The sequence below is a fragment of the Paenibacillus sp. FSL H8-0280 genome, assembly GCF_045040665.1.
Lineage (GTDB): Bacteria > Bacillota > Bacilli > Paenibacillales > Paenibacillaceae > Paenibacillus > Paenibacillus xylanexedens_A.
Genome location: NZ_CP150296.1, coordinates 5,546,384 through 5,572,045, shown reverse-complemented (window position 1 = coordinate 5,572,045; position 25,662 = coordinate 5,546,384). Strand labels below are relative to the sequence as shown.

Below are 25,662 nucleotides of genomic sequence, written 5' to 3'. Positions count from 1 at the left end.
ACGCCCTCTTTGCGCAGCATTTTACCTAAGACAGTAAGAGGAGGGGAAGGCCCGAATGGAGCCAAAAGTATCGATCGTCATTCCTTTTTACAATTGTGCTTATATCGAGCAGGCTGTTCACAGTGCCATTCACCAGACGTATCCGCATATCGAAGTCATCGTGGTGGATGATGGGTCAACCGAGCACGTGGAGCGGCTACAGCCATACATGGATTCCATCCGCTATATTCGCAAAGAAAACGGTGGAACCGCGACAGCATTAAATGAGGGCATCAAACATGCAACAGGGGATTACTTTGTCTGGCTAAGCTCAGATGATGTGATGCTGCTGGATCGGGTGGAGAAACAACTGACGTTTATGCGAGAGGTCAAGGCTTCATTCTGCCATGGTGCCTACCATTATGTGAATGAGAAGAGTGAATGGTTGGATACGGTGCATCCGGAAGTGGGCAGTCGTCTGGAGATGTTGCAGGTACTGCTGGAAGGTTGTCCGATCAACGGCTGTACTGTCATGTTAGAGATGGAAGCATTTGAGCGCTTTGGACTGTTCGACACTGATTTTCGCTACACCCATGACTATGAGATGTGGATGAGGCTGTTTCCAATGTATGAGCTGTTCTACTACAATGAACCTCTGATGTGCTACCGATTGCATGAATCGATGGGGACCAAGCGCCATTTCAAGGCACTGGTTGCCGAGATGGAAAAAGTTCAAGAGAAGCATCGGCCTATTCTGTTTAACTTGCTTCAGGTTGGCGGGTACTGGAAGTAGATGGATTTGGCAACGATGGCTGAATGGAATAGGTGTTAAATAGACAGGAGAGCACCCTTATGAAGCACTTTTTAAGTGTTATAAGTGGAAGCTCTTTTTTTGCTTTATGGACAGATTTCGTGGACAGAAAGGGTGATCGATTGCTGAAGTCTCTGTATAATGAAATGATTCATACACGGAAGGGACTGGACTATGCGCAGATATCAATATCTTAAACCCAACTATTAATAAACTAATGGAGGTAAGAGTATTGATTACAGAGTTACACACAGAACGGTTATATTTGCGACAAATGAACGTATCGGATGCGGCCAGCTTGTTTAAAATTTGGTCTGATCCGGATGTGACTAGATTTATGAATATCACTCATTTTACGGATGAAAATCAAGCTATAGCCATGATTAATCTTCTGAATGATCTTGCTCAGGAAAACAAGGCCGTTCGGTTCTCTATCCTTGCGCAAGAGTCCAACGAAATCATAGGTTCATGTGGTTATAATTCACTGGATTTTGACAATCTTAAAGCAGAAATCGGGTATGACATTGCCAGATCACACTGGGGGAAAGGATATGCTACGGAAGCGATCTCTTCTTTGTTAGTTCATGCATTCTCGACTTTGAAGCTGAATCGAATGGAAGCAAAGGTTGACCCCGATAATGTGAATTCGATCAAGCTATTACAAAAGCTCAATTTCACATATGAAGGCACCCTCAGAGCATACGAGAGGGTAGGCGAAACGTTCAGTGATCTGAATATGTATTCCAAGTTAGCGACAGATTAGAAAAATCTGGAGTTCCCCCAGCCCCAAGTGCTAACGAATCTGCCACGTCTTATTAGGGGAATTACCACGAAAAACAAATCCTAACGAATCTCAGTCACGTTATTTCCTCCGAAAATGGCTTCCGAACCTGAAAATCGACCACGATGGACGAAATAACGTCTCTGTGATTCGTTACATGTCAGACCTGTGCAAAAGGTAACAAATAGCGTGTGGTGGATTCGTTAGAACCCTTTACAACGAACAAGGGGTGTCCTCAGTCATTTGTATGACATATGGGACACCCCTTGTTTGATATTTCGGCATGTAATATGAGACCGGTATGTCATTGGACGACTTAATCTTTTGAATTCATGATCACCATGGATGCAGGATCGGGAAATACATATCCTTTAGGCAGTTTTTTCATCAATTCATTCATTACAGCGTAATCCACGTTGATGTGAGGTGTGGAAACAGGAGTCGAAAACCAGCGGTTGTATAGATCACTTGGTACAAGTAACGTCATATCGTATGTCCTCCTCTGTAGATGGCTTCTTGGTAGACTTGAAATGTACGCAATCCCATCACTTCCAGTGAACGGTGTTGTTCAGCCCAGGCTTTTGCCGCCGTACCCACTGTTCTCCGGGTAACATCATCCTCAAGTAGTGCATCCAACAGTTCACAGAGCGAGTCGACATCCTGCGGAGGAACAACCCATCCCGTTCGTCCAGGTTCAACCATCTCAGGCATGCCGGCTGTACCACTGACGATAACAGGTACACCCGCCAGTTGTGCTTCGGTAACGGAGAACGGCTGGGTGTCCTGCAGGCTGGGCTGGACATAGATGTCTGCATGGCGCAGGAAGGAAGGAATATTGTCCAGCTTGCCCCAGAACACAACATCGGCTCCAATACCCGTTGACGCGGCCTGTGACCGTAATTCATCGGTTAGATTGCCTTCTCCTGCGATCCAGCAGACCCAATCGGAACGTTTATTTTTCAGACTGGCTAAGGCCTTGATTAACACATGAACGCCCTTGATGTATTCAAGTCGTCCGGTAAAGGCAATAACTTTCTTGCCCGCAGGTGGTCGCTGGCGGAACTTCACAGCTGCTGAGGCACGGTAGGCTGGGAGATCTACAGCATAGGGAATCTGTCTGAACTTTGATTCAGGAACGGCAAGCTCTGTAAGCGTACTCTTGATCCAGTGGCTTGACACGAGAATGAGCTCGGACTGTGCTGCACTTCGCTCTTCCAATGAGAGAAAATAACGTCCACGCTTGGATTGCAAATATGAAGGGAGGGTAAGCTGTGGGTTGGAATTTTGAGCATCGTAAAAGGCTTCGCGTGCAAGAGCGCCATGATAGCTTGTAACCAGTGGGATATTGCGGTTCAAGATGCGTTTTATCGCTACGGCAGCTACCGGATCTTGCGCATGAATAACGTCGTAGTGGTCCACCCCCAGATAAGCGGCCGCCATCTCGAAGGCATATCTATTCAGTTCATAATAAGCGAGAAGAGGATCGGCAGTGAATTGTGGCAGATCAGTCGGATTGAGTTTGGCTTGCAGCATGGGCCACACCTTATCCTTGGAGAAAGCGCGGTTCAGATTACGAACATATACTTCGTTATTGGCACCATTTGTGCCCATGATATCAACCTCTACACCAAGTGCGATTAACCTGTCGGCCAGTTGTTTAACATATGTCCATATGCCTCCCATATGTGTAAGCTCCCAATACGTAACGAGCAGAACTTTCATAGCTACCTCCTTGTCACGGCCTGCACCGGCCGAGCTTCTATCCTTTTATTCTATGAAAAAAGAGGACCGGAAGGTCGGGCATTTCCGTGTAATTGGTCGAAAATGGGTGAATGCAAATGGCAATGGACGAGAGGAAGCATATCCTATGTACAGGAAGGTTCATGTGCTCCGAAGGAGGGATCTACAGTGGCGGTATATTTACTTGAGATTCATGAGAATCTGTTACAGACATTTGTTCCCGTCAAGTACATGGATGTGGAGTTGGCCTATGTGGGCGGCGAGGAAGGGACGGATGTATTTGTTGGTGGAGCCAGTATGCACGGAGAACTGTACCGACACCTTTTTCACCTAACGTCAAATTCGGGGGGAGCGGGCGGTAATCAGGTCATTCATAATCTGGATGTGTCATCCGAGCCTTATGAGCTGAGGATCATCAGCAACAGCTCTTCTCCGAATCATCTGGTTATTCGAATGTATTTCCGGAGTATTCACGGTCAGACATTGGGCATACTGTCAGAATATCAGATGATGAAGCTTGCAGATTGATATGGTTATAATTAAATAGTCATGATTAATCAACGTGTGGAGCAGGGAAGGTGCCTGTTCCATTTTTTTGTGGTGTATCCATAGTAGAATTGTCTGAAAAAATAGCTTGACAGCAAAGGTATTTTCATTAGAATTAGATCAGTATTAAACGAAAGTTTAAAACGACGATTTAAAACGATAGTTTGAAATTAGTCGTCAATATAGGCTGAGTGAGACGCATGGCTAAGCCTGCGATCTTCTGGCTGGAAAAGAGTGTGGAGAACGTGAAAGAGCAAACAGCAGTATCCCAGGAGCCCGCAGAGTTTTCAATCAAAACAATTATACTGCCACTCCTGGCTATTATCGTCGGTATGATCATGGTTATACTGGACAGCACGGTGGTGAACGTGGCCATTCCGAATCTGGTTCAATATTTCGAGACCGACCTGAAGACCATTCAATGGACGGTTACGGGTTATACCCTGGCTTTGTCTGCGGTTATTCCACTGGCAGGCTGGTTAACGGACCGGTTTGGTGCCAAAAGAGTATTTCTGTTCACGATTGCCATGTTTACCTTGGGTTCTGTGTTATGCTCGATTGCCCAATCACCTGAGCAATTAATCATTTACCGTGTCATTCAAGGCCTTGGTGGAGGCATGGTTGCTCCTATTGGTATGGCGATGGTCTTTCGTCTGGCTCCGCCTGAGCGAAGAGGTTCCATCATGGGGATGCTGGGAATTCCGATGTTGCTTGCTCCCGCATTGGGTCCGGTGTTGTCCGGGTGGTTTATTGAATCACTGAGCTGGCACTGGATCTTCCTGATTAACTTGCCCATTGGTATTGCAGCTTTCATTCTATGTATCAAGTTTTTGCCGGATACAGATCGTGGACGCACACCTGCACTGGATCTGCTCGGCATGATTCTGGCGCCAATTGCGTTCTCGATGCTGGCTTACGGTGTGAGTGAGGGTGGAACGAGCTGGACGTCTGCAACAACTTTGACGGGTGTCATTGTGGGTGGTGTAGCGCTCATTTTGTTCATTATTGTGGAGCTTCGTCATCAAAATCCATTGCTCGAACTCCGGGTATTCAAATCATCTGATTTCTCACGGGGAATTATTCTCGCATGGGTGTCACAAGTGGCGCTGTTCGGTGCGATGATCCTGATCCCACTTTATTTGCAGCAGATCAAAGGATATACTGCACTGGAAACAGGATTGATTCTACTGCCACAGGCATTGGCTTCCGGAGTGGGTATGCCGCTTGGTGGTCGGTTGTTTGATAAAATCGGTGCTAGACCTTTGGCCTTCGTGGGTCTGGGTATTATCTCGGGAGCATTGTTTATTCTGTCCTCCATTACGGCAGAGACAGGTCTTGGCCTGATTATAACGGCTCTGGTCATGATGGGTCTGGGTATGGGCTTGTCCATGATGCCACTCAATACGCATGTATTAAATGCTGCACCGCGTAAGTTGGTTGGACGGGTGACACCGCTCACGGCGGCTGCACAGCAAGTGGTCGTGTCCTTTGCGGTTGCAGGGCTTACAGGTTTCCTTACTTCAAGAATCGCAGACAATACAACGAGTACAGAGCCGACCGCTATCGTTCATGGTTTGGTGGCTGGTTTCAATGATACGTTCTTCCTGGCCGCTTGTATTGCATTGTTCGGATGTTTGCTCAGTCTGATTTTGCGCAAACCTAAGCCGATGCTGGAAGAAGAACTGCAAAATGGCGATACGCCTGATCCCGCGATGATGATGGGTCACTAAGACTCTATAAAAACCATACTAAGGCAGTTCAGAGAAATTTTGCTGAACTGCCTTTTTTGCTATGCTCAATGGAAAATTCGCAGTGCTGTCATCATTTCACGAAAAGAAATGGCATATCGATCTGGTGAAAAAGACAAGCTCATGTGCTGTCTGCCCTGAATGCGAATATACTCACGCAGTTTCTTGTTATTCATCAGGTCCCTTGCTTCGGCTACAGCGGCCTCTACATTTCCAATTGGATAAAACTTACCAGTCTTATTATGTGTGATAAATGAACGCACACCATCCGAATCCGTGCTGAGCACCGGGCAGCCACAACTGATCGCTTCAGCGACAGCATAACCGAATCCTTCAAGCAGGGAAGTGGATAACATGATGCCCCCTGAAGCGGCAATCATGGAATAATATGCAGGCATCTGAGAATGAGGAACATTGATAAAGATGCCAATTCGATCCTCAAGCCCGTATTCTGCCAGCATGTGCCGGAACATGACTTCATCTTCTGGATTAGCCAAAGTTGGATCGTGGAACAACCATAGTCTGGCTTTTGGATTTTTTTTGACAATTTCACTCGATATGATTAAATATTCACGCCAGTTTTTGTTGTGTTCAAGTCGTCCTACCCAAGCCAGCACCGGATAGGGTGGGGTATCCACCAAGATTGGTGCGAAGGTGTCCGTATCCAGCATATTGGGAATAACAAACCGATGAAGCCAAGGACAGATATGAATGAACATATCCAGCAGGTGGTCTGTGGGAGGTATAACGGCAGCATCACAATGGGCTTGAAGGTAAGGGACACCCATCTGTATCGTTTCCAGAGCCTGATCGCGTGCTCCGAGTCCCTGCGCTTCAAAAATAATTCGTCCAGTATAACCAAGTCCTCTCAAGCGGCCGGGCATAGCGATGTCTGAAGTAGCAATGATGGCATCATAATGATGAGTATGGATGATATGATGGATATCCTCGTCACTGGACGCGGTGAAAATGGGTGTATCACTGTTGTTCTGCAATCCCGAGCCTGTGCTGAGATACAATAGGTGCGCTTCAATGCCATGGCGTTTCAGAACAGCGGTGCGCAGTCGATTTAACGTATCCACGCCACCGCTCGGAACATAAAACGTGAATAATACTTTCACACGATTCACCCTCTGACTTTTGGTCAGGAGCACATTCTCCTGTACTCTATGTTACGTTGGCTTTAAGCGCAGGGTGTGGGTGTTGGTCAGATTGTTCACATTTTGGACAAATTTTTTTAAGCTGCCTTTTAAGTGTCATTAAGCTGAGGCTAGGATAGCTCCCGTAATATACAAGGAACTTCCCGTGTCTATCATCTATTACATAAGTTCAACGTAACATTTACACGATAACGGAGAGGGCAGAAATAACTTGAAGAAGCGAAGCGGTCACCTTTATCAGCGGATTTTTCCTTCTGAAATGAAGGAATCAAAAAAATCTGGGGATAACAGTGATCGGAAGGTTATTCTGTCATCGGAGTGCAAGTGTAATATTTTCAGTTGAATTTATATAACGAACGATGGTGCACGGGTATTTTAACGGGAAAGGATGAATGATGTGCTCGAAGTGAAACAGGTCAGCAAAGTTTACGAAGGGCAACGCGGCGTACATCAACTGGATTTCACCATGGAACGTGGTGAGATTGTTGGCTTTCTCGGACCCAATGGTGCCGGAAAAACAACAACGATGCGTATGATTACGGGCTATCTGCATCCAACCGCGGGTTCCATTATGGTGGATGGGGCATCGGTGCATGAGCAGGGTCAGCGTGTTCGTTCCAAGATTGGGTATCTGCCTGAAACGCCGCCACTCTATCCGGATATGACCGTGCAGTCCTATCTTAAATTCGTAGCCAATTTGCGAGATGTCCCGGCACGTGAGGTTAAGCTGCGGGTCAGTGAGATGGTTAGCAGACTTGGACTTCAGGGTCGGGAAAGGCAAATGGTACGGGGGTTATCCAAAGGATACAAACAACGCCTCGGGCTAGCAGGAGCCATTATTCACAAGCCGGATCTGCTGGTCCTGGATGAGCCAACATCGGGCCTTGATCCAAATCAGATTATCGAGATCAGAGATCTGATTCGGGAACTGGGGGAGAACCATACGGTGCTGCTCAGTACGCATATTTTGCCTGAAGTGAGCACGCTCTGTAATCGAATGTTGATCATCAATCAGGGACAGCTCGTGCTGGATGGTTCACCTCAGCATTTCGGATCAGCAATGGGGGATCAGTTCAAGGTGTCGATTGAAGTGAAGGCCACTGCGGAGCAATTACATAATGTGCTGACACCCTGGGAGAAGGTGCGGAGTGAAGTCATTCAAGCGTCGGATGCGAATACCGCCAAAGATACTTCACTTAATTCAGATTCGGCAAATACGGTTAAAATGCTGCTTACTGGAGAAAACTCGGAAGATTTCCGGGAGGAGCTGTTTTACCTTTTGTCTGGTGCAGGATTACCAATACTGGAGATGAAGAAGGAGAACCTGAGTCTGGAGCAAATCTTCCTGAAGTTGACGACAACCGAGGCCACAGACACAGACGCAAATTCGGCAGATGTGGATAAGGTTGCTGGGGCAGAGATGGATCAGAACGTAACTTCGGACATCGACTCGTCGAGTATATCGGGAACAGCAGCAAGTACAGCAGCAGATTCCTCGCCCGATTCTGGCAAAGGGGAGGACCCCAAATGAGACGAATGATGGCGGTATGTAACAAAGAGCTGCAAGCTTACTTTCTGTCTCCGACGTCCTATTTTGCTTTTGCCGTATATGTACTGATGACCAGTTTGCTGTTCTACTCCAGTTTCGTATATTACCAGCCGAGTATTGTCGATTATCGACTCGTACTGGGGGATACGTTATCCATGCTGCTGTTTGTTGTACCCTTGTTAACGATGCGACTGGTTGCAGAGGAATTTAGACAGGGAACGGATGAGTTGTTGCTGACTTCTCCGGCACGGGTAACAGAAATTATTTTTGGCAAATATCTTGCTTCTCTGGCCATTCTGGTCGTGCTCATCCTGTGTAGTCTGGTGTATCCATTCATCATGTCGTTCTATGGGACATTGGATATGACGACAGTATGGATGTCTGCGCTGGGGTTATTTTTCCTGGGCGGAAGCATGATGGCGATTGGACTGTTCGCTTCTACATTATCCCAGCATCAGATGGTGTCTGCGGTGGCGGGTTTTATTATTTTGCTCGTTTTGTGGATGCTTGATTCATTCGCAGGCAATACAGGTTCTGCTTTGCAACAGTGGCTGGACCCATTTGCACTGACTAACCGGTTCGACAGCTTCATGAAAGGTGTACTTAGTGGACCGGATATCTTGTATTATGTCACCCTTTCGGGTGTGTTTCTGCTGTTAAGCATTCAAATTGTGGAACGGAAGCGGTGGAGGTGAGAAGATGAAAAAATGGTTAAGTCATACCAACAGTACCGTGCTGTCCGTAGCGGTGATTGGCATCTTTATTTTGCTAACACTGTTCCTGAATTCACTTGGCGGCTTCCAGCTGGATCTGACCTCGAACAAACAATACACATTGTCTGACCAGTCTCTTACTGCGATCAAAAATGTGAAGGATGACGTCAACATTCTGGTGTTAACGGTCGAAAATGCCAACAACACCGTCCTGAACCGTGAGGTCACGGATATGGTCGAGGAATACACGAAACGCAATAGCAAGTTGAAGCTAAAACAGTATAATCTGACGCAGGAACCTGCGCTTGCATCCAAATACGGCATAACAGGCAGCTCCATTGTGCTGGAGCAGGGAGATCAACACAAAGTGATTGATATCGCCAGTTTGTTCACCGCGACAGGTGATGGCAGTGACGGATCATATCAATTTACAGGTGAGGAAAAGCTGACACAGGCGCTCATGAATATGTCATCCACCGAGATGCATAAAATGGTCTTTTTGACCGGACATGAAGAGCTGAGTCTCGCTCAGATGACTACGCTGAAATCTTCCTTGGAACAAAATAATGTGCAGACGGAAGAGTTGCAGTTGAATCAGGCCGGGAAGGTTCCGGAAGATGCAGATGTGCTTGCCATTATAGGTCCACAACGTGATCTCAGTGATGCAGAAATGAAGGCCATTCGCACCTATCTGAGTAATGGAGGCAAGCTGTTATTATCCCTCGGATTCGTAGAAGATATGAAATCCAGTTGGAAAAACATCGATGCTCTGATGGCTGACTATGGCGTCGTTGATGAGCATGCGGTCATGGTTGATAATCAACAAGCCAGTACGATGGGGCCACTCTGGGTGGTGCCGGAGTATGGTACACATGCAATTACGGACAAACTTGCTGCAAGCCAATTGTATCCGATGTTGTCGTTGTCGATTGCGCTGACCAGCAAAGAACAGGATAAATATACTCTTTCACCTTTAATTCATTCTTCGAATGACAGTTATGGGGAGACAAATATCGGCGGTTTATTGCAGAATGAAACAACCAATGATGTCGAAGAGGACATTCAAGGACCCGTTGAATTAGGGTATGCAGCCGATACGACGGATGGCAAACCGAAGGCGGTTATTTTGGGCTCGTCCATTTTCATGCAGGATTCGGAAATTGCGAATGGCGGCAATCGGGACTTTATTTTGAATACGGTAAACTATCTGAGTGAGAAAGAAAATGGATTGACGATTCGCCCACGGGTACAAGCCGGGTATGAGACGGCATACCTGAATGGCGAACAGGCCAGAACGATTTTCTTCGTGGCTATTGTCGCGTTCCCACTCATCTTTGTTATCATCGGTGTACTCTTATGGTGGAGGCGTAGACGGGTATGAAAAAATGGGTCCCAACAATTCTGGTGGTCATCGTACTGATTGTGGGCTGGGTGTACGCGGCCAGTCAAAATTATTTTCGAGAAGAAGAAGCGGTGCAAGCCAAGTTGCTTGGTATTCAATCCGGGGATATCCAATCCATTACAATACATGACACAACGGAGGAGACATCCGGTGCAGCAGCAGCTTCGACTTTGTCGCTTGAAAATGGCGTATGGCAGATGGTTGAGCCAAAAGCATACCCTCTGAACGGTTACAGTGTAAGCAGTTGGCTGGATGCTCTGAGTGGTGCGAATCAGGAACTGGTGGTGGAAGAAGCGCCAACGGATCTGGATAAGTACGGATTAGGAACAGATGCTACACGTATGGATATCAAACTCAAAGATAATCGGGAGATCAAACTGGCTATTGGTGGCCAGCTTCCAGCAGATGATGCACGTTATGTGCGAGTTGATTCGGGTTCTGTGGTTGCCGTGCAGACAGAGGCGATTACCAGCATAGCTTTGTCTCGTCGTGATTTATTGGACACTACACCTTTCAACATGGATGAGACTAATGTTGGGTCTCTGGAGTGGGAAGGTGAAGCAGCTACTTGGATGTTAACATCGACATCGAAGAACGATGCGGCAGAACAGACCTGGACACTGAATGGAAAAACGATTGAATCCACATATGCCGTATCTCTTATCGGCAAAATCAAAAACCTGTCGACAGCAGATGATGTGCGCAAAGCGTCCGAGCTGAAGAATTCGGTTCCCCGATTCACCCTGTCTGTTGAACAGACGGTAAATGGGCAACAAGTTCGAGATGTATATCGAGGAATTACGGTGCCATCCGAATCGGATCAGATCTGGGTCATTACGCCGGATGGTCAATGGGCATATGCCATGGATGCAACGAGTCTAACGGAAGCCGAGAAATTCCCGGATACAATTAAAGCATCCACAACTTCTTCGGAAGAGTCATCGAGTTCTGCAAATGACGAAACGACTTCCTCATCAACAGAAGGGAAATGAGCGGGGCGGAAGATAAGTGATATTATTGTATTAAGATACAAATATTATTTCGAGGCAGTGCTGCGAACAAGCAGTACTGTTTTTTTGTTTTATATAGCGAAGAATCTCACGATCCACAGATCAAAACCTAAAGACTAATACACAAAGACCAAAACCAGAATACCCAAACCAGAAGATCCAGACCTACAGGGTAAGGTACCATATCCTTTCAGCATATCGGTACGTACAGAAGCGCATCCTATCTTTGTGACCAAAACCAACAAACATTGGAGGATGAGTACATGCCAGCAGTCAAAAAGGCAACAGCTATTACGTTATCATTATCTACTGCAATCTTTGTAATGGCCGGTTTGACAGGTTGTGGCACGAATCGGGATACCAACAATATGCATACACAAAGTGTTCGTCAGCAAGCTAACGGCATTAACCGTTATGGTGTGGAAACAAATGGCATGGATGGCATCCGTGCAAAAAGTTATCGCATGCATAATGTGACTGACCTGAAATCCAGTGAAGAGCTGGCAAAACGCATCACGGAGATGAAGGAAGTCAAATCCGCCCGTGTCATGTTAACGGATCGTAATGCTTATGTCGCGGTTCGTTTGGCAGATGGTCATGCAGGCAAGTTGGAAAGCAAGTCCAATGGTCGTACGAGCATGCTGAATGGAACGATGCGCAATCATGCCAGTGATACCATGCGTGGGGGCAACATGAATCACGATATGGGTGGTATGCGTGTGAATGGCGGTACGGGCACAATGTCTCCATACAGCACTAGCGGGATTGCTCCAGGACTGAACACAAATTCGGCAACGGATCGCAGCCATATGGGGAATGACCGCAGCATCTATGGAACCATGGGCACAGGCGCCGTTGGTATGATGCGTGGTCTGACAAACAGCGGTAAAGCACGTGGGACAGACGATGGGCATTATGGTATGAAAAGTGAGGGACAACGTGTAGATAGCACGGACGATAACACATCAGCTGAGATTAAAGGCAAGATTTCAGCCAAAATCAAGCAGTTTGCACCAAACATCGAGAATGTATATGTATCAGCCAATCCGGATTTTGTGGAGCATGTGGAGAACTATGCCACAGATATTCGTAACGGTAAGCCCGTTAGTGGCATGATCGATACGTTCCAATCGATGGTGGAGCGCATTTTCCCAACGAACGGAACAGATACGAATCACCGCGATGGCATCCTTGACGATGGCCTGATGAACCGTAATAATAACGATGGCATGATGAACCGAATGAATCGGTAGTTCTGAAGACAGATGAACAAGTGTGCCTTTGCGCAGATGGTAACATCCGCTGCAGGGGCATGTTTGTTTTACTTGATCTCTAATACATATACAATTGCATACGCTCTCTTTGGACAATGAATCACATGTTTACTGCCCATTTTTCTTATAAAACTGAACCAACGCCCTTGACCTGACATAAGATGAGTTGACTGTATCCCCTTAACCTTGTTACACCAACACAACCCGAGCAAGGAGGGGTGAACATTGAAGGGTATCGATCATAAAAGCAAATTTTTGTTGACCCACCGTGAACGCGAAGTATTCGAATTACTGGTTCAAGACAAAACAACGCGTGACATCGCAGGGCAGTTATTCATCAGCGAGAAAACGGTGCGTAACCATATTTCGAATGTGATGCGATTTGAAATTTATAATAAGATAGGGATAAGGCGGTAAAGTAGAAAGTGAGTTCGCATGCATGGTGTAATATCCCTATATAAAAAGGGAGGTTGTACATGAGATCATTATCGTTAAAGGACAAACTTATACTTGTTGGTGGCTCTGCATTTCTCATCTTGTTTTACATTGCCTATAAGACAGATTATAGCTATCAAGGTGTGGGTGATCTTATTGGAAACTATTTGAACATTTATCAGGCTTTATAACATCAGTTCTTACGCCACTTAAACCACAGATACCACAAATAAACTTCTAGACAGCCCTCACGCGGCTGTTTTTTGCTTTACTCGATATTGCCAACCCAACTCCCAAAATTCCAACACAGCCAATCCTGCCATCTACAATCGTGTCACTGTGGTTCCGAATTCCGGAAGTGAAAAAAGTTGCTCTCCGGTGGTGTCATTTGGTGACACCCTATAGTTGGTTGACTTCACGTCAACTCCTACCGACCATTTTTTTAAATCCCGTATGTATCTTTACGTTTAAAATCACTTTGACGAGTGCTATACTGTACATAGTGAATATACATATGAAGGTAGATAGAACAGAAGTTGAACAAATCCTTTTGACTCATCTTGAAGTAGTTCTTAAAACGAGAAAAGTAAAGCACCAATTACAGGTTCAACTAATCGATTTAAATGTTCCAGTTGAAGAGATTGATTCAATAATATCTAATGTGGAGTCTGTTTCTGATTTAGATGTTGCCATGCTTTATGGCCTGACCAAAGCTTTATATAAAGTAACAGAGGATAAACTATTCGACCCAGATAGGTATTTTGGTAAGCGAGAAATCAGAGGTGCTGAGGATATTCTTAGCCAATCAATTCAAGAAAGAATCACTTTGCCTATCCATTTTGAGGAATGTACAAAGATTAAATTTGATAGCTACATCACCAAAATTTCAATTCAAAACTTAGTCAAGTTGTACGGCAGCCAGTTAATTATTTATGACGATGAAACACAACGTGGAGTCAACTATAAGACAAACAAATCAGGAGGTATAGTTAGGACTCCCATTGTAAACAAGGCCAGTGTTAAAAGGATTGCCGATAAAATGGCTTCTAACAGTTATTTTGAAGACATGATCACTCTTAATGCATTCTCAAGTGAAGTAGACCCTGTTACGTACAATGAGGAGTCCAACACACTGACAATTAACGAGGGCTCTGTTATATCTATTCTCGATAGGTTCCATCGCTTACAAGGAGGTGTGGTTGCTCTACAAGCCAATCCACACTTGGACTTGGAGTTGATATTATCTATAAGATCATACGACCATGATACAGCTCAGAGATACTTGGGTCAGATTAATACAGTTAACGTGTTGAAGAAAGAAAGAAGAGAAGAATTAGCTCAAGAGAGATTGTCTGATAAAGTAGTGGCAAATCTGCAACGTAAGTCTGAAATCGGGAAACAGATTGCATCATCTAACAAAGTAAGTGATTTAGTTGGAGAACTTACAACTTTTGATATCCTTTCTTATGCTGTAGATAAAGTGTTCAAATTGGAAAGGCAATTTGATGTGCTTCAAGTATCGGATTACTTGATAGAATTCGTTGCTTATTTAGTAGGAAGCTATCCAGAAGATTTTTCAATCAATGTAAAACTACGAGGAAGTCACATGATGAGTCACCCCCTTATGTTCATAGGATATATCGTTTTATCCCATTACATGTATGAGAACAAGATTCCTCTACAGAAGTTATCTCATTACATTAATGGCATTAATCTAGAAGATGAAAAACTATTAAATCTACTTAACAAGAAGAAGGTATTAACCGGAAACAAGCGTATACGTGAGGATATTATCAAGTATTTTGACTCCATATTTAGAGGTGTACAGTGTGAATAAAATCTATGATGAGTCCTTCTACAATTCAGCCGTGAAAGAACGATACTTGAAAAATCAGAGTCAAGCAGCGAGAATCTCATATGGACGTGTACTGAAGAGAGCTTCGAGTATTGAAGCTAAATTAGGTCGTGATCTATATGATTTTAACTTGGGCGAGATTAAACAGGTACTCCTTCTATTAAAGTCCACAAAGATGACTACAATCATTGCTACAGGAATCATAATACAAAATTATATAAGATGGGCTATAGAGCAAGATTTGCGTGTAGACAACATCAATCCACTTGACGCGGTTAGCTCTGATGAGTTTTACAAACAATTTTTAGATACAAGTGAGCCGAGTCTATTCCATCATGACAATATTATGAAATGGGTAAAAAATTGTATTAACCATCAAGATAAATTGGCTATATTGGGGATATTTGAAGGTGTATACGGTAGACAATATAGTGAACTTCTGACACTTAAAATGGAACGAGTTAGACAGATAACCAGTGATTCAATAAGTTATGAAGTTGAGTTATATAATGAAACATCTGAAGGCAACAAAGAATCAAGGATAATTCCCATCACTAATGAGCTATATAACATCATGAGGACTGCAAACAATGAAAAGGTCAATTTCAAGAATAATGGATTAGAGTTTGAAGGCATGAGAAACAACAAAAACTATCTTACTAAAACGGACTACATAGTTCGTGGCGCGGCTGATGCACGTACAGGTGTGGAGGGTAACGTACCAGCAGCTTCCGCATTGATCAATAGAAGAATAAAGAAGATATCAGAGCTGTATCAAGTTCCAACATTAACGCCTACAAATATCAGAAACAGTGGAATGTTATATATGGCACATGAACTGTATAAAAAAAGTGGTAAACTTGGTAAAGAGGAATATTATGCTATTTGTAAGTATTATAATGTTGGACGTACACGCGATGACGGTTATGTTTACGCTAGATTGAAAAAGGATTTCTTGAACATGGAAAATCTAGAATCAGTTTATGGATTAGAATAATTTGATCAAATGGGGTGGCACTTGGTGTCACCTTTTTGTTTGCTACAATAAGCAACTCTAAGCAGTCAGATTTCGCCCCCTTGCCCATGAATAGGGATCATTAAACTGACTCCCCAATCTTGGGGACTGACCATGTTCTCCAAGTGGGGAATATGGCTCCTCAATTCTGAGGAAGCAACCTGCACGAAATTTAGTGTTCCAACATTTGATACATAGTTTGTCGGGTTCATGATGAACTTCACAAACCGTCCTATTGTTTTCGGTTAAGATATTAACCCTCCGTCTCTCAGTTTGAAGTTAAGATCTTAACTCACCGTCCTACTGTTTCAGGTTAAGATCTTAACCCAAAACCAGAGGATAAGTACTAACAGAGATACTTAATAAACAGAGATACGTACTTAACAAGTGCGGGGTTAGTTAATCGAGATTCCCCGAATAAGTCCTATGTATCAACCATTTCCCATACTACCCACATGACAATCTGACAAGTTTAACTGTGTACTCAGTGTACACATACCTGACCCTCAAATTTGAGGGTCAGCTTCCACGAACATTTCGGGGAACATTATGTACTAAGTTGTCTCACAATGATCAGACATCGGAACAATCAACAGTGGAACGATAAAAGCACCCCAACCCAATGGAGTGCTTGCAGATTAATTATAAAGTTCAAGAATTTTCTCTGAATAATACAAACTTTGCTTAATGTATTTCCTTTCTAATTCAAGACTTGCTATGTAACCTTTTGAACCTTTAACCTCTGTACTACGTTCGATTTGTACCTTAGTGGTCAAATGTTTAAGTTTCTTGATTTGCTTTTGGTATACGCCACTTTTTCTGCTACAGTGCTCTCCTTTTTAGCAGCGGCTTCTACTTTAGGCTGAAGGACTGTAATCTATAACATTATTGTTTTTCTCTATTATCATTGACAGATTTAAGGGAATAATTTATATTGGGAAAGATTGCAATTAATTGTAATGTTTTTACTTTTTTAAGGACGTAAAAATAGCTGATTGAAACGATTGTTAGGATTATTATTAATGATCGTTCTAGGAGGTGTGATTGCAAAAAAAACTTTAATTTCATGTTTGTAGTATTGTTTTTTTATACAAATGAGATGAGAGGAATGATTTTTTTTGAAAAAAATAATGAGCAATGTGATTGTAGGTGCACTTGTACTTTCCATGAATATTCCAGCTGCTCAGGCTCAAAGTAACCCACCTGAGATTGATACTCAAGATATTATTCTACCAGACCATAATTTTGATGATTCGTATGTTGAACCCAGTAGTCCATTACAAATTGAATTGAACACTCAGGATAGAGCGATTAGCTTATCTGCCGTGACAACTAGTTATTCCCTTGCAAAAGAATTGTTGAAGAATTACTATGAAAATATCGATCTCGGAACAAAGCAATTAGATAACAAATCAACTGTCAGGACAGAATTGCTTGATTCCGAACTGTCTGATTACTTGGAAAAGAAAATGAAAACAAAACAATTTGTGATAGATGCCGCAAATGCACAAAAAGAAAACTACGTCTTGAAATTCAATTTACTGTCCTCTGAAGTTACCGAAGAAGGCATCCTCTTGACAATAGGTACTGAGGCCTCATTTAATTACGTGGGAATGGAAGTGGAGTCTGGATTTGGCGAAGTGTCAAAAATGTTATTTCGCAATACAGATGCAGGGCTTACTATTTCAGATTGGTATATGCCGTATGACTATTATGATGAATATGTTAGAGGTGAAGGGGATCATATAAGTAATCTCGTTAATATCAACTCTAAGCTGGATAGCTCTTATACCGCTAAAAGACAAGAGGAATTAAATGATAAAATCACCGATTATTTTTCTGTTGATCGCGAAGCTCCAGTACAAATCAATAGTTTAGAAAATGACGGATCATCTAATCAGGTTATTACGCCTTTTGCAACCTTATCTTCATTAAATAAGACAGCGATAGCAAATTACGCGAAAAATAATAAAGCAAAAGATCAGCCTGCAAGTGGTGGTTCGAATGTTTCTTACTACGATTTCTCACAAATAACTGGAAATTGGGACTGTACAAACTTCGTATCTCATGCATTACTCGCTGGTGGTGCAATTACTTACGATACTAATGGAACAGGTATTGCCTCTACAGGCTGGTATTATAGAAGTTTGAGTAATCGTGCTTCATCCTGGTCAGGTGTACCAAACCTGTATAATTTTTTGGTGAATAACACAACGAAGGGTCCGGCTGGGACGGGTACTACATACTCAACGTTCAAATATAATGCTAGTGCAGGCTATCCATATCAAATTGGAGATGTATTGCAATTTTATTTGAGCGGATCTTACAATAATTGGCGGCATTCGACTATTATTACTGAATACTACGAAACTAATACGATGTCAGTTCTTGGAGCGTTGGTTACAGGACGCACTGGTAAAAATAGTTATAACAACAACCAAAAGGCGGAGGAAATTTATCCTGGTGATAGCAAAAGGGTTATAAAATTGACTGGTTATTACAAGTGAAAAATTTGAGGGGAGATGCACAACACTTCATTGGTTTTTTGAGGCGTTGTGCATCAAACTAATTTCTCCTCCTTAATTATCTGGAGTTCGAGAATATTTTCATAGGAGGAAACTTAATGAAACGTGCTTACCTGTTATTATTGATTTTATTAACTCTTAGTGCATGCGAACAGACTAGTACTAGTGACAATGAAAATAACAATGTTCCCGTTGTTGGAGATATTAATAATGCTGAAAACACAAGAGTTTCGCCTGTAACAAAAGGAAATTCATCAAAAGATTCCTCCTATTTTTTGGCGAAAGACGAAAGTGGTCTAACCGCTTCAGATTTTGAAACAGCATACAAAATGTGTACGGATGCTCTGTCTGAATATTATAGGGCGATCTGGAACGGTTCTGACATTGAATTGGATACTTATATAGATAACGAAAACCTTAAACAATATACGCAAAAAAAAATCACCTCTCAATACGATTTGTTCCTTAAGAACAATCTTACTCATAATTTGGTGACAGGCGTTGATGTTGATGCAGCAGAAGTAAAGTATGTTGGAGAGGGTAAGAACTTTTTCTATCTTAAATTAGATGCACAAGTTAAAAAGGATGTAGGCAGTTTTGCTGAACCTACTGAATTTCTTGTGCAAAGTGCGAATGGAAAGTTAGTCATTGTTGACTGGTATACTAATGCAAAGGATAGTTATGATTTCACTGTACGTGGAGAAAATCAAACGATCAATAATCCTGATATATGGAATAATAGCGATGTTATAGGAAATAATTAACTAATTGAAGTCTGTATGTAAAAATCCTTCCGACATGAATTTTCCGCTCTTACCATACCCCGTAGTAAGCTGATAGGTGTCCTCATTGCTAATTCAGCGCTCCATCTGTAAAGTTTATGTCTAAGTATCGAATGTATCATTTAAAGTGAGCGGAGTTTCAACGTCCATTGATTATGTGGGTATGAGAGCTTAATGGATGTTATAAATTGATTTTTTACTCAATAGGACAGTGATTGATGTATAGAAGCATAAAAAAGCGCGGGTTACAGGGGCGAATTCAGCACTGTGACTCGCGCTTTTTAGTCCATGCTGTAGTACCAAAGGGAAACCTTTGAAGTCCTAATTCCATTTTGAATGGCTTAATTAGGTTAACTTCCAATCTTGCTTAATTATCTTTTCATCATAGTGATTGTCCAGATGGACTGTCCAAATATCAGAATGAGTCAATAAACCCGAAATCAGGATGACACTGAGCGGCAAAAATCTGACACAAACAATATGCACTTTTACTGATTTATACGCGGATATCTGGAAAATAGGAATGAAAGTAAAATATTATATAACATGAAGAAAGCGTTTACTAATAAAAATGCTATAATTCGGAAGGGGTATATAATTTCAAATGGTAGTATATACAATATGTGGGTAGGTTGTAACCATGCATCAAGAGGGACAATCAAACGAATGATACGGGTGCAGTGATAGGAAAAATACTAATCTGAGGAATTGTAATTACAGTAGACATCAAAGAGAAGTAGATAAATAACAAATATAGGTAAAACTTAACCCCTCTTGAGATATTATTCTCTTGAGGGGTATTTATTTTAAAAACTTGTGTATGTTTTCTTGGAGCACCTGTTTACAGTAAGTTGGACTTAATCCATATCCCTTATAAATTTGAGTAAAAGCTAATCCATCAACAAAGTGCAAATCATATATCCTCTCAAAGTCACGAGCACGTCTTGTTACTCCTCTTTCTTTAGTTGTAAGCAAAATGGCTCGCTTATCCTTATACATTTGCTTTATAGTCCACCAGTCTGTTTTAGTGGCTTCTGCAATTTGTTCAAAACTAGCAAGTCTTCATTGTACATTTTCAACATCTGAGGATAAAGGTTCTCAATACTTTCCCATGTAGGAGGGGGGATTCAACTACCCACTTAAGCTTATCGAAGTTGACTGAATCAGAGACGTAGGAATCATTTCTAATTAAAGGATTCCCAGTGTTACCATATTAACTTTCGGGGGAAATTCATATAAGGCACAGGCTAAGCCAGTTTATGCAATTGAGATGGGAAACAAGCAATCCAATGTAATTCCCACATTTAGAAGATATGATTCGATAACAGAGGCAAAGAAAGACTTGGGTTTACCTAAGCTAGAAAACGATACTGGAGTTTTTAAAAACACTCAAGATGGAAAAATAGTTTTGATTCAATCGGAGCAATCAACGACTGGTCAAAAAAGCATTGAAGTAAACAGTAATGAGAATGAACAGAAAGTGTATAAAGGATACATACCAATAGGACAGATAGAGATTGATGGTCAAATATACAATGTGCATCAACCGTTTACCTTTGAACAAATGCAAATTAAGTTGAAGGATCAAGAATAGAATTACAAAACAAAATAACATGCAAGATTATCTCTAGACTCAATTGTAATCCATCTATTCATTGCACTCTAAACTACACTAAACACAAAGGAACATGTCTTAGAATACTGAGTAGTCTCGTGGGTGTCAGGGTGACAACTACTATCACCTCGAATATACAAGGTGAGGAGGTGAGTGAATATCCAAAGTGCAGCAAAAACATTGTCTGTCATTCGTCCAAGCAGCATTCGCATACATTATCCGTACGAAAGTCATACGGGTGGTGTACAACGGATGAAGGAGACAAACAAGCAGAAAAAATCTAAATCATTCAACTTTATTTTTATAGACGATAACCGTAGCGAAGAAGAAGCAAAAGCAGCAATTCAATTTGTAGTTGATACTGTAGTACAAAGAGCAATCAAAAATTTCCCTGCTACAGACTATGATATCACAATTAAATCTACAGACTGAGGGGAATGTCACATGAGATATGAGGATGCAGCAATATATGTTAGGGTATCCACAACAAAGGAGTCACAAAAGTTCAGTCCAGAACACCAACGGATGGATTGTGAAGAGAAAGCCAGACAGCTAAGTTTAAAGGTTTGTGAAGAGTACATATATGTAGACAGGGATAGTGGTACATCCATTGTTGGAAGACCATCTATTCAGACACTAATTGAGGATGCAGGTAAGGGTTACTTTAAAACCATCCTCTTTTCTTCTTTATCTAGATTCTCTCGTGATACGTATGACTCGTTAGGTTTGAAGAGAACTCTTGTGGATAAGCTTGGTTTAAGGGTTGTATCCTTGGACGAGAACTATGATTCACAAGTTGATCATGACGAGTTTAAATTTCAAATATTCTCAGCAGTTAACCAAAAGTTGAGTGAGCAAATTAGCATATCATCACGAAGAGGTATACGTCAGTCTGGAATGAAAGGAAATTATATAGGTACTATTGCACCATTGGGCTATGACAAAATAAAGGTCGATGATAGGAAAACCATTATACCTAATGAACGTGCCAGGATCGTTCAACTCATTTTTGATATGTATGTCAATCAAAAGATGGGTGAGAAAGCTATAACAAAGTATCTGAATAAAGAGAAAGTTCCCTCTTACAGAGGAGGGAAATGGGGAGTAACGTCTGTAGAGCGTATACTAACGAATGAGATATATACAGGTAAAAACATATTTAATAAATTTACAGTTGTAAAGGTTTATAACGATATCAACAATATCTCTGATAAATCTAGAAAGTTGGTTAAGCGTGACAAGGAGCTATGGGAAGAAAGCGGTAAGCAGACTCATGAAGCAATTGTTAGTGAGGAGCTATTTAGAAAGGCACAGGAGATTCGGTTAGAGCGTGGCGGTGGAAAGCGTGGAGGGGTAAGAAACAAGGTCAATGTATTCGCTGGTATAATCAAGTGTAAGCATTGTGGATCATCATTAAACATTGTGACCTCAAACGGCAAGAAGAACAGCTATCGTTACTTAGTTTGTTCTAAAAGAAGAAGACAGGGTGAAACTGGATGTGAAAATCACAATAGGATTCCTTACGACGATTTCAAAGATGCTCTTATTGAAAGATTGAGCGAGAAACTTAGAAGTAAAACAAAGTCGGGGAAGACTGTAACCTTCACTAAAAAAGCGAAAAAAGATACCGGAAAGTTAATCGTTAAATATGAGAAGCAGATACAGAATGCACGTAAATTGCTTTTTGAAATCCGAAAGCAAAAGTTAAACGATGAAATTGATGATGAGCAATATGAGTTTGAGAAGGAACAGTATGAGCAAGAGATCAAACAGAAACAGGAACAGTTATCCAAGATGAAAACTGATTTAGAACGAGCTTTGAATGACAATGAGCAATTTAATGCAATAAACATTTCACTTGAGGAATTGTCTAATCTGAGTCAATTTACTGAAGTAGACCAAGTAAACCTGATTCTGCGAAAGTTAGTTTCAAAGATCACTGTTGATAAATCAAACAATGTTGAGATCCATTCCGTATTGGGTAGGCTATAGTTTTTTGTGTGTTTCAAACCATATTTCGAATGTGATGCAGAAACTCAATGTTAAGGGTCGTTCGCAGGCAGTTGTCGAGCTGATTAAGCTTGGAGAACTGAAGATCTAGTTGCGAATTACAGTTAGGATTAAGTAGCAGCATGAAAGCCTTTCTCTATTCTTTGTCATGAAGAATGGGGCAAGGCTTTTTTGCTGGTATGGACCATGGATTGAGGAAACTAACAATAAATTGAGGGAATATCCGAAACGTAGCATCGCTTGTTTTCATTATTTTAGTAGACCATAATGATTACATATATCAAGCAGATGAGTTTGTAGGTAAGGCTTGAAAGTGAAACAATGGTTTGGACGAATTGGGTTTGGGATTTTTTTGTACTACATCTATATAAGTTAAACTACATATTTACACTAGAACGGAGAGGGCAGAAATGACCTGAAGAAGCAGAGTGTTCGCCTTTATCCGCAGATTTCCACTTTTAAAAAGTGATACAAGAAATCTGGGGATAACAGTGATCAGAAGGTTATTCTGTCATTGAAGTGGCAGGTGTAACTATTCGGTATTCAACTTATATAAAACATGAAAGGATGATCTAAATGGACCGTTTCTTAAATGAATTTGAAGACCATTTTCGTGCGAGTTTTCTACCCGATCTGGAACAGACGTTGGCTAAGGTGCAGCATGAGAAAGTATATGCTTGTGCATTTGGAACGGACAGTGATTGGGTAACGCTGTTTATGGCGGTGAATACCGAGGAATCCCTGGCAGCGCACATTTCGAGAATGAAAGAGCAAGGGCTATGCGACAGTGAGGAGGACGAGATCTATTACAGATGGGGCTGCTCCGAATATCAATATGGCGAGGATACGCACTTTAACCATATCAGCCGATTGTTGTATGCAACAGAAGAAGTTCAGGAGTATAAGGATGAGATCATTCGAATCATCGCCAAAGTTGTAAATGAAACAGCAGATGACATTTTTGCTCGGTATGGACAAGCAAAAGCAGACATTACGTTCTTCATTTCTCTAACAGACGACGATTTGGCAGAAGAGATTGAAAATCAATCGGTTCATCAAATGACTGTCCCCAGCTTAGCCAGCAAATTCTTAAAACGATATGATGACATGAATTAGACCGAGTTAACTTGAGTTGAGCGTTTAGTTGAATGGAAATTGCATTAAAACGAATTGAATCGTTGTACCGCGAAAGTCTTTCCTATTCTTTTATCCAAAGAAGGGAAGAGGCTTTTTTGTTTTAGCGTGAAAAAATGAAATAACCGAATTCATATCACTTATTGATTCCTATTCATTTGAATGAACACCCTCCATCTTTTCTTCGAAAATGGCTGATAAAAGAGCTGCTCCAATTCCTCGAACTCTGCTTCGTTCAGATGAAGATGGAGTGCTCTTTTCGCAATTTTTGCGGCAGGCTGGGAAGCGGATTTCCATCCTCCGGCTTTTCGTTTGATCGGAATATGAAATTGCAGCAGGTCTTCGAGCTGATTCCAGCCCTCCCAACTCAATCGACCTCCACGTTTCCAGTCAATAGCATAGAGGGCATAATAGGTGCGACCTTCTGTTTGTTTGGTAGCAATAATCCAGGTGGAAGGAATGAACTTTCTCCGTTGTCTTCGATTCATTGAATTGCTCCTTCTTATAATACGATCATATCTCGATTCTCAATATAAAGGACATCGACTATGCATATCAAGCAGGTGAAGGTCTATACACGCTCAGCATAATTGCAAAAGCCATGGGAAATTCCTCTTGATTTGCAGGATCGTCTTGATTAAAATGAAAATATAAAAATGATTTTCCTATTTTATATAAAATAAATAAAAATAATTTTCATGAAGTGAGGTCCTCATGGCAGCCATATTACGTGCGTTGCAGCAAGAACTGAATAACCTTCCGTCTCAGGAGCGACGTATTGCCGAAGTCATTATGCAATCTCCATCGGACATTCCCGGCTGGACGATTAGTCATCTGGCAGAGCAGAGTGGCACAAGTGCGGCGACGGTAACCCGCTTTTGCAAGTCGTTTCATTTCAAGGGATTTCCCGATTTCAAAATGAAACTCGCCGCAGAATTGTCCCACGCATCTGATGAAACGGCGTATCAGGATATTGTAGCGGGCAATTCCCTATCCAAAATTGTTGAAGCTATCGAAGCCAACCACCTCGCGTCTATTGCAGATACCACCCGTTTGCTGGATTTGGGCAGATTGGAGCAGGCAGTGCAATTATTGTGTCAGGCTCGCCGCATCGATCTGTACGGTGTAGCTACCTCATCGATTGTTACACAGGATTTCTATCAGAAACTGGTGCGGATTGGCAAGAGCTGTACGGCTTTTTCCGACTCACATATGCAGATTACATCCGCATCTTCGCTCGCCGAGGGAGATGTGGCGATGGCGGTATCCTATTCAGGCGAAACACCAGAGACCATAGATGCCCTGCATTGTGCCAAACAGGCCGGAGCTTCTACGATTTCACTGACTTCCTATGGCAGTAACGCGCTCGCAACTGTATCCGATATCCCGCTGTTCACCTCTTCTCTGGAAGAAGGAATGAGGCGTGGAGATATGGCTTCACGTATTGCACTGCTGCATGTGGTCGATATTTTGTTCACAGGCATGGTAAGTGCCGACTTCGACCGTTTTATCCCCAGACTGGAACAATCCTATCACAATGTGCAGTCTTATCGAGTCCAACACAACGGAGGTGCCTGA

24 protein-coding genes and 1 pseudogene are annotated in these 25,662 nt (G+C 42.3%); 21 read left to right on the top strand and 4 right to left on the bottom strand.

Going from position 1 to position 25,662, the window contains the following annotated elements; translation table 11 throughout:
• The first annotated feature begins 55 nt into the window (after positions 1-55).
• Together MHI12_RS24265 and MHI12_RS24260 are read left to right on the top strand one after the other, a co-directional pair.
• Positions 56-772 carry a glycosyltransferase gene (locus tag MHI12_RS24265; protein ID WP_405170559.1) on the top strand — a complete coding sequence of 239 codons (717 nt, stop codon included), beginning with the start codon at positions 56-58 and terminating at the stop codon, positions 770-772.
• Positions 773-1,022: 250 nt separating this feature from the next.
• Entirely contained in the window at positions 1,023-1,553 is a 531-nt protein-coding gene (locus tag MHI12_RS24260; protein ID WP_405170558.1) for a GNAT family N-acetyltransferase, read from the top strand.
• A gap of 334 nt (positions 1,554-1,887) precedes the next feature.
• Here MHI12_RS24260 and MHI12_RS24255 read toward each other — a convergent pair whose 3' ends face one another.
• Complete coding sequence (locus tag MHI12_RS24255) at positions 1,888-2,058, bottom strand: hypothetical protein (RefSeq protein ID WP_179086550.1); 171 nt, start codon at positions 2,056-2,058, stop codon at positions 1,888-1,890.
• Positions 2,055-3,293, bottom strand: a complete 1,239-nt coding sequence (locus MHI12_RS24250; protein ID WP_405170557.1) for a glycosyltransferase family 4 protein — start codon at positions 3,291-3,293, stop codon at positions 2,055-2,057. Before MHI12_RS24250 ends, MHI12_RS24255 begins: the two co-directional genes overlap by 4 nt.
• A gap of 186 nt (positions 3,294-3,479) precedes the next feature.
• Between MHI12_RS24250 and MHI12_RS24245 the strand changes: the two genes are divergently transcribed.
• Together MHI12_RS24245 and MHI12_RS24240 are read left to right on the top strand one after the other, a co-directional pair.
• Positions 3,480-3,839: a hypothetical protein gene (locus MHI12_RS24245; protein ID WP_341008721.1), complete on the top strand. Its 360-nt coding sequence runs from the start codon at positions 3,480-3,482 to the stop codon at positions 3,837-3,839.
• Positions 3,840-4,057: 218 nt separating this feature from the next.
• Entirely contained in the window at positions 4,058-5,587 is a 1,530-nt protein-coding gene (locus MHI12_RS24240; RefSeq protein ID WP_405170556.1) for a DHA2 family efflux MFS transporter permease subunit, read from the top strand.
• Positions 5,588-5,652: 65 nt separating this feature from the next.
• Here MHI12_RS24240 and MHI12_RS24235 read toward each other — a convergent pair whose 3' ends face one another.
• Positions 5,653-6,726: a glycosyltransferase gene (locus MHI12_RS24235; protein ID WP_341008717.1), complete on the bottom strand. Its 1,074-nt coding sequence runs from the start codon at positions 6,724-6,726 to the stop codon at positions 5,653-5,655.
• Between the two features lie 436 nt (positions 6,727-7,162).
• Here MHI12_RS24235 and MHI12_RS24230 point away from each other — a divergent pair, with 436 nt between their 5' ends.
• The 16 genes and pseudogenes from MHI12_RS24230 (at position 7,163) to MHI12_RS24155 (ending at position 24,066) form a co-directional block, all read left to right on the top strand.
• Entirely contained in the window at positions 7,163-8,296 is a 1,134-nt protein-coding gene (locus MHI12_RS24230; protein WP_405170555.1) for an ABC transporter ATP-binding protein, read from the top strand.
• On the top strand, positions 8,293-9,009 hold the full coding sequence (locus tag MHI12_RS24225) for an ABC transporter permease subunit (RefSeq protein ID WP_017692528.1): 717 nt from the start codon (positions 8,293-8,295) through the stop codon (positions 9,007-9,009). Before MHI12_RS24230 ends, MHI12_RS24225 begins: the two co-directional genes overlap by 4 nt.
• A gap of 4 nt (positions 9,010-9,013) precedes the next feature.
• Entirely contained in the window at positions 9,014-10,408 is a 1,395-nt protein-coding gene (locus MHI12_RS24220; protein WP_405170554.1) for a GldG family protein, read from the top strand.
• Positions 10,405-11,421: a DUF4340 domain-containing protein gene (locus MHI12_RS24215; RefSeq protein WP_405170553.1), complete on the top strand. Its 1,017-nt coding sequence runs from the start codon at positions 10,405-10,407 to the stop codon at positions 11,419-11,421. The genes MHI12_RS24220 and MHI12_RS24215 overlap by 4 nt, the downstream gene beginning before the upstream one ends.
• A gap of 281 nt (positions 11,422-11,702) precedes the next feature.
• Positions 11,703-12,692 (top strand): YhcN/YlaJ family sporulation lipoprotein, encoded by a 990-nt coding sequence (locus tag MHI12_RS24210; protein WP_341008710.1) that lies wholly within the window; start codon positions 11,703-11,705, stop codon positions 12,690-12,692.
• A 246-nt stretch (positions 12,693-12,938) separates the two neighbouring features.
• Complete coding sequence (locus tag MHI12_RS24205; RefSeq protein WP_405170552.1) at positions 12,939-13,130, top strand: LuxR C-terminal-related transcriptional regulator; 192 nt, start codon at positions 12,939-12,941, stop codon at positions 13,128-13,130.
• A gap of 59 nt (positions 13,131-13,189) precedes the next feature.
• Positions 13,190-13,339, top strand: a complete 150-nt coding sequence (locus MHI12_RS24200; RefSeq protein WP_405170551.1) for a hypothetical protein — start codon at positions 13,190-13,192, stop codon at positions 13,337-13,339.
• 323 nt (positions 13,340-13,662) lie between these two features.
• Entirely contained in the window at positions 13,663-14,985 is a 1,323-nt protein-coding gene (locus MHI12_RS24195) for a hypothetical protein (RefSeq protein ID WP_405170550.1), read from the top strand.
• Positions 14,978-16,000, top strand: coding sequence for a hypothetical protein (locus MHI12_RS24190; protein ID WP_405170549.1), 1,023 nt, complete (start codon positions 14,978-14,980; stop codon positions 15,998-16,000). The genes MHI12_RS24195 and MHI12_RS24190 overlap by 8 nt, the downstream gene beginning before the upstream one ends.
• Positions 16,001-17,136: 1,136 nt before the next feature.
• Positions 17,137-18,525: an amidase domain-containing protein gene (locus MHI12_RS24185; RefSeq protein WP_405170548.1), complete on the top strand. Its 1,389-nt coding sequence runs from the start codon at positions 17,137-17,139 to the stop codon at positions 18,523-18,525.
• A 116-nt stretch (positions 18,526-18,641) separates the two neighbouring features.
• Positions 18,642-19,307, top strand: coding sequence for a hypothetical protein (locus tag MHI12_RS24180; protein ID WP_133387089.1), 666 nt, complete (start codon positions 18,642-18,644; stop codon positions 19,305-19,307).
• 1,360 nt (positions 19,308-20,667) lie between these two features.
• Positions 20,668-20,919, top strand: coding sequence for a hypothetical protein (locus MHI12_RS24175; RefSeq protein ID WP_405170547.1), 252 nt, complete (start codon positions 20,668-20,670; stop codon positions 20,917-20,919).
• A gap of 174 nt (positions 20,920-21,093) precedes the next feature.
• A complete protein-coding gene (locus MHI12_RS24170; protein WP_133387092.1) occupies positions 21,094-21,372 on the top strand; it encodes a hypothetical protein in 279 nt (92 codons plus the stop codon).
• 12 nt (positions 21,373-21,384) lie between these two features.
• Positions 21,385-22,932: a recombinase family protein gene (locus tag MHI12_RS24165; RefSeq protein ID WP_405170546.1), complete on the top strand. Its 1,548-nt coding sequence runs from the start codon at positions 21,385-21,387 to the stop codon at positions 22,930-22,932.
• 7 nt (positions 22,933-22,939) lie between these two features.
• A pseudogene (locus MHI12_RS24160) lies at positions 22,940-23,041 on the top strand (LuxR C-terminal-related transcriptional regulator); the annotation flags it as partial.
• Positions 23,042-23,526: 485 nt separating this feature from the next.
• A complete protein-coding gene (locus tag MHI12_RS24155) occupies positions 23,527-24,066 on the top strand; it encodes a DUF4303 domain-containing protein (RefSeq protein ID WP_405170545.1) in 540 nt (179 codons plus the stop codon).
• A gap of 158 nt (positions 24,067-24,224) precedes the next feature.
• Here MHI12_RS24155 and MHI12_RS24150 read toward each other — a convergent pair whose 3' ends face one another.
• Entirely contained in the window at positions 24,225-24,572 is a 348-nt protein-coding gene (locus MHI12_RS24150; RefSeq protein ID WP_405170544.1) for a hypothetical protein, read from the bottom strand.
• 226 nt (positions 24,573-24,798) lie between these two features.
• On the opposite strand from MHI12_RS24150, the gene MHI12_RS24145 reads away from it, so the two are divergent.
• The gene (locus tag MHI12_RS24145; protein WP_341008705.1) at positions 24,799-25,662 is read left to right on the top strand and encodes a MurR/RpiR family transcriptional regulator; all 864 of its coding nucleotides are present in this window, start codon (positions 24,799-24,801) and stop codon (positions 25,660-25,662) included.

Excerpts from the sequence above, each read along its gene's own strand:
- MHI12_RS24265 (WP_405170559.1), top strand. The coding sequence starts at position 56 with ATGGAGCCAAAAGTATCGATCGTCATTCCTTTTTACAATTGTGCTTAT.
- MHI12_RS24255 (WP_179086550.1), bottom strand. The coding sequence starts at position 2,058 with ATGACGTTACTTGTACCAAGTGATCTATACAACCGCTGGTTTTCGACT.
- MHI12_RS24250 (WP_405170557.1), bottom strand. The coding sequence starts at position 3,293 with ATGAAAGTTCTGCTCGTTACGTATTGGGAGCTTACACATATGGGAGGC.
- MHI12_RS24240 (WP_405170556.1), top strand. The coding sequence starts at position 4,058 with ATGGCTAAGCCTGCGATCTTCTGGCTGGAAAAGAGTGTGGAGAACGTG.
- MHI12_RS24225 (WP_017692528.1), top strand. The coding sequence starts at position 8,293 with ATGAGACGAATGATGGCGGTATGTAACAAAGAGCTGCAAGCTTACTTT.
- MHI12_RS24220 (WP_405170554.1), top strand. The coding sequence starts at position 9,014 with ATGAAAAAATGGTTAAGTCATACCAACAGTACCGTGCTGTCCGTAGCG.
- MHI12_RS24215 (WP_405170553.1), top strand. The coding sequence starts at position 10,405 with ATGAAAAAATGGGTCCCAACAATTCTGGTGGTCATCGTACTGATTGTG.
- MHI12_RS24210 (WP_341008710.1), top strand. The coding sequence starts at position 11,703 with ATGCCAGCAGTCAAAAAGGCAACAGCTATTACGTTATCATTATCTACT.
- MHI12_RS24200 (WP_405170551.1), top strand. The coding sequence starts at position 13,190 with ATGAGATCATTATCGTTAAAGGACAAACTTATACTTGTTGGTGGCTCT.
- MHI12_RS24195 (WP_405170550.1), top strand. The coding sequence starts at position 13,663 with ATGAAGGTAGATAGAACAGAAGTTGAACAAATCCTTTTGACTCATCTT.
- MHI12_RS24180 (WP_133387089.1), top strand. The coding sequence starts at position 18,642 with ATGAAACGTGCTTACCTGTTATTATTGATTTTATTAACTCTTAGTGCA.
- MHI12_RS24165 (WP_405170546.1), top strand. The coding sequence starts at position 21,385 with ATGAGATATGAGGATGCAGCAATATATGTTAGGGTATCCACAACAAAG.
- MHI12_RS24155 (WP_405170545.1), top strand. The coding sequence starts at position 23,527 with ATGGACCGTTTCTTAAATGAATTTGAAGACCATTTTCGTGCGAGTTTT.
- MHI12_RS24150 (WP_405170544.1), bottom strand. The coding sequence starts at position 24,572 with ATGAATCGAAGACAACGGAGAAAGTTCATTCCTTCCACCTGGATTATT.
- MHI12_RS24145 (WP_341008705.1), top strand. The coding sequence starts at position 24,799 with ATGGCAGCCATATTACGTGCGTTGCAGCAAGAACTGAATAACCTTCCG.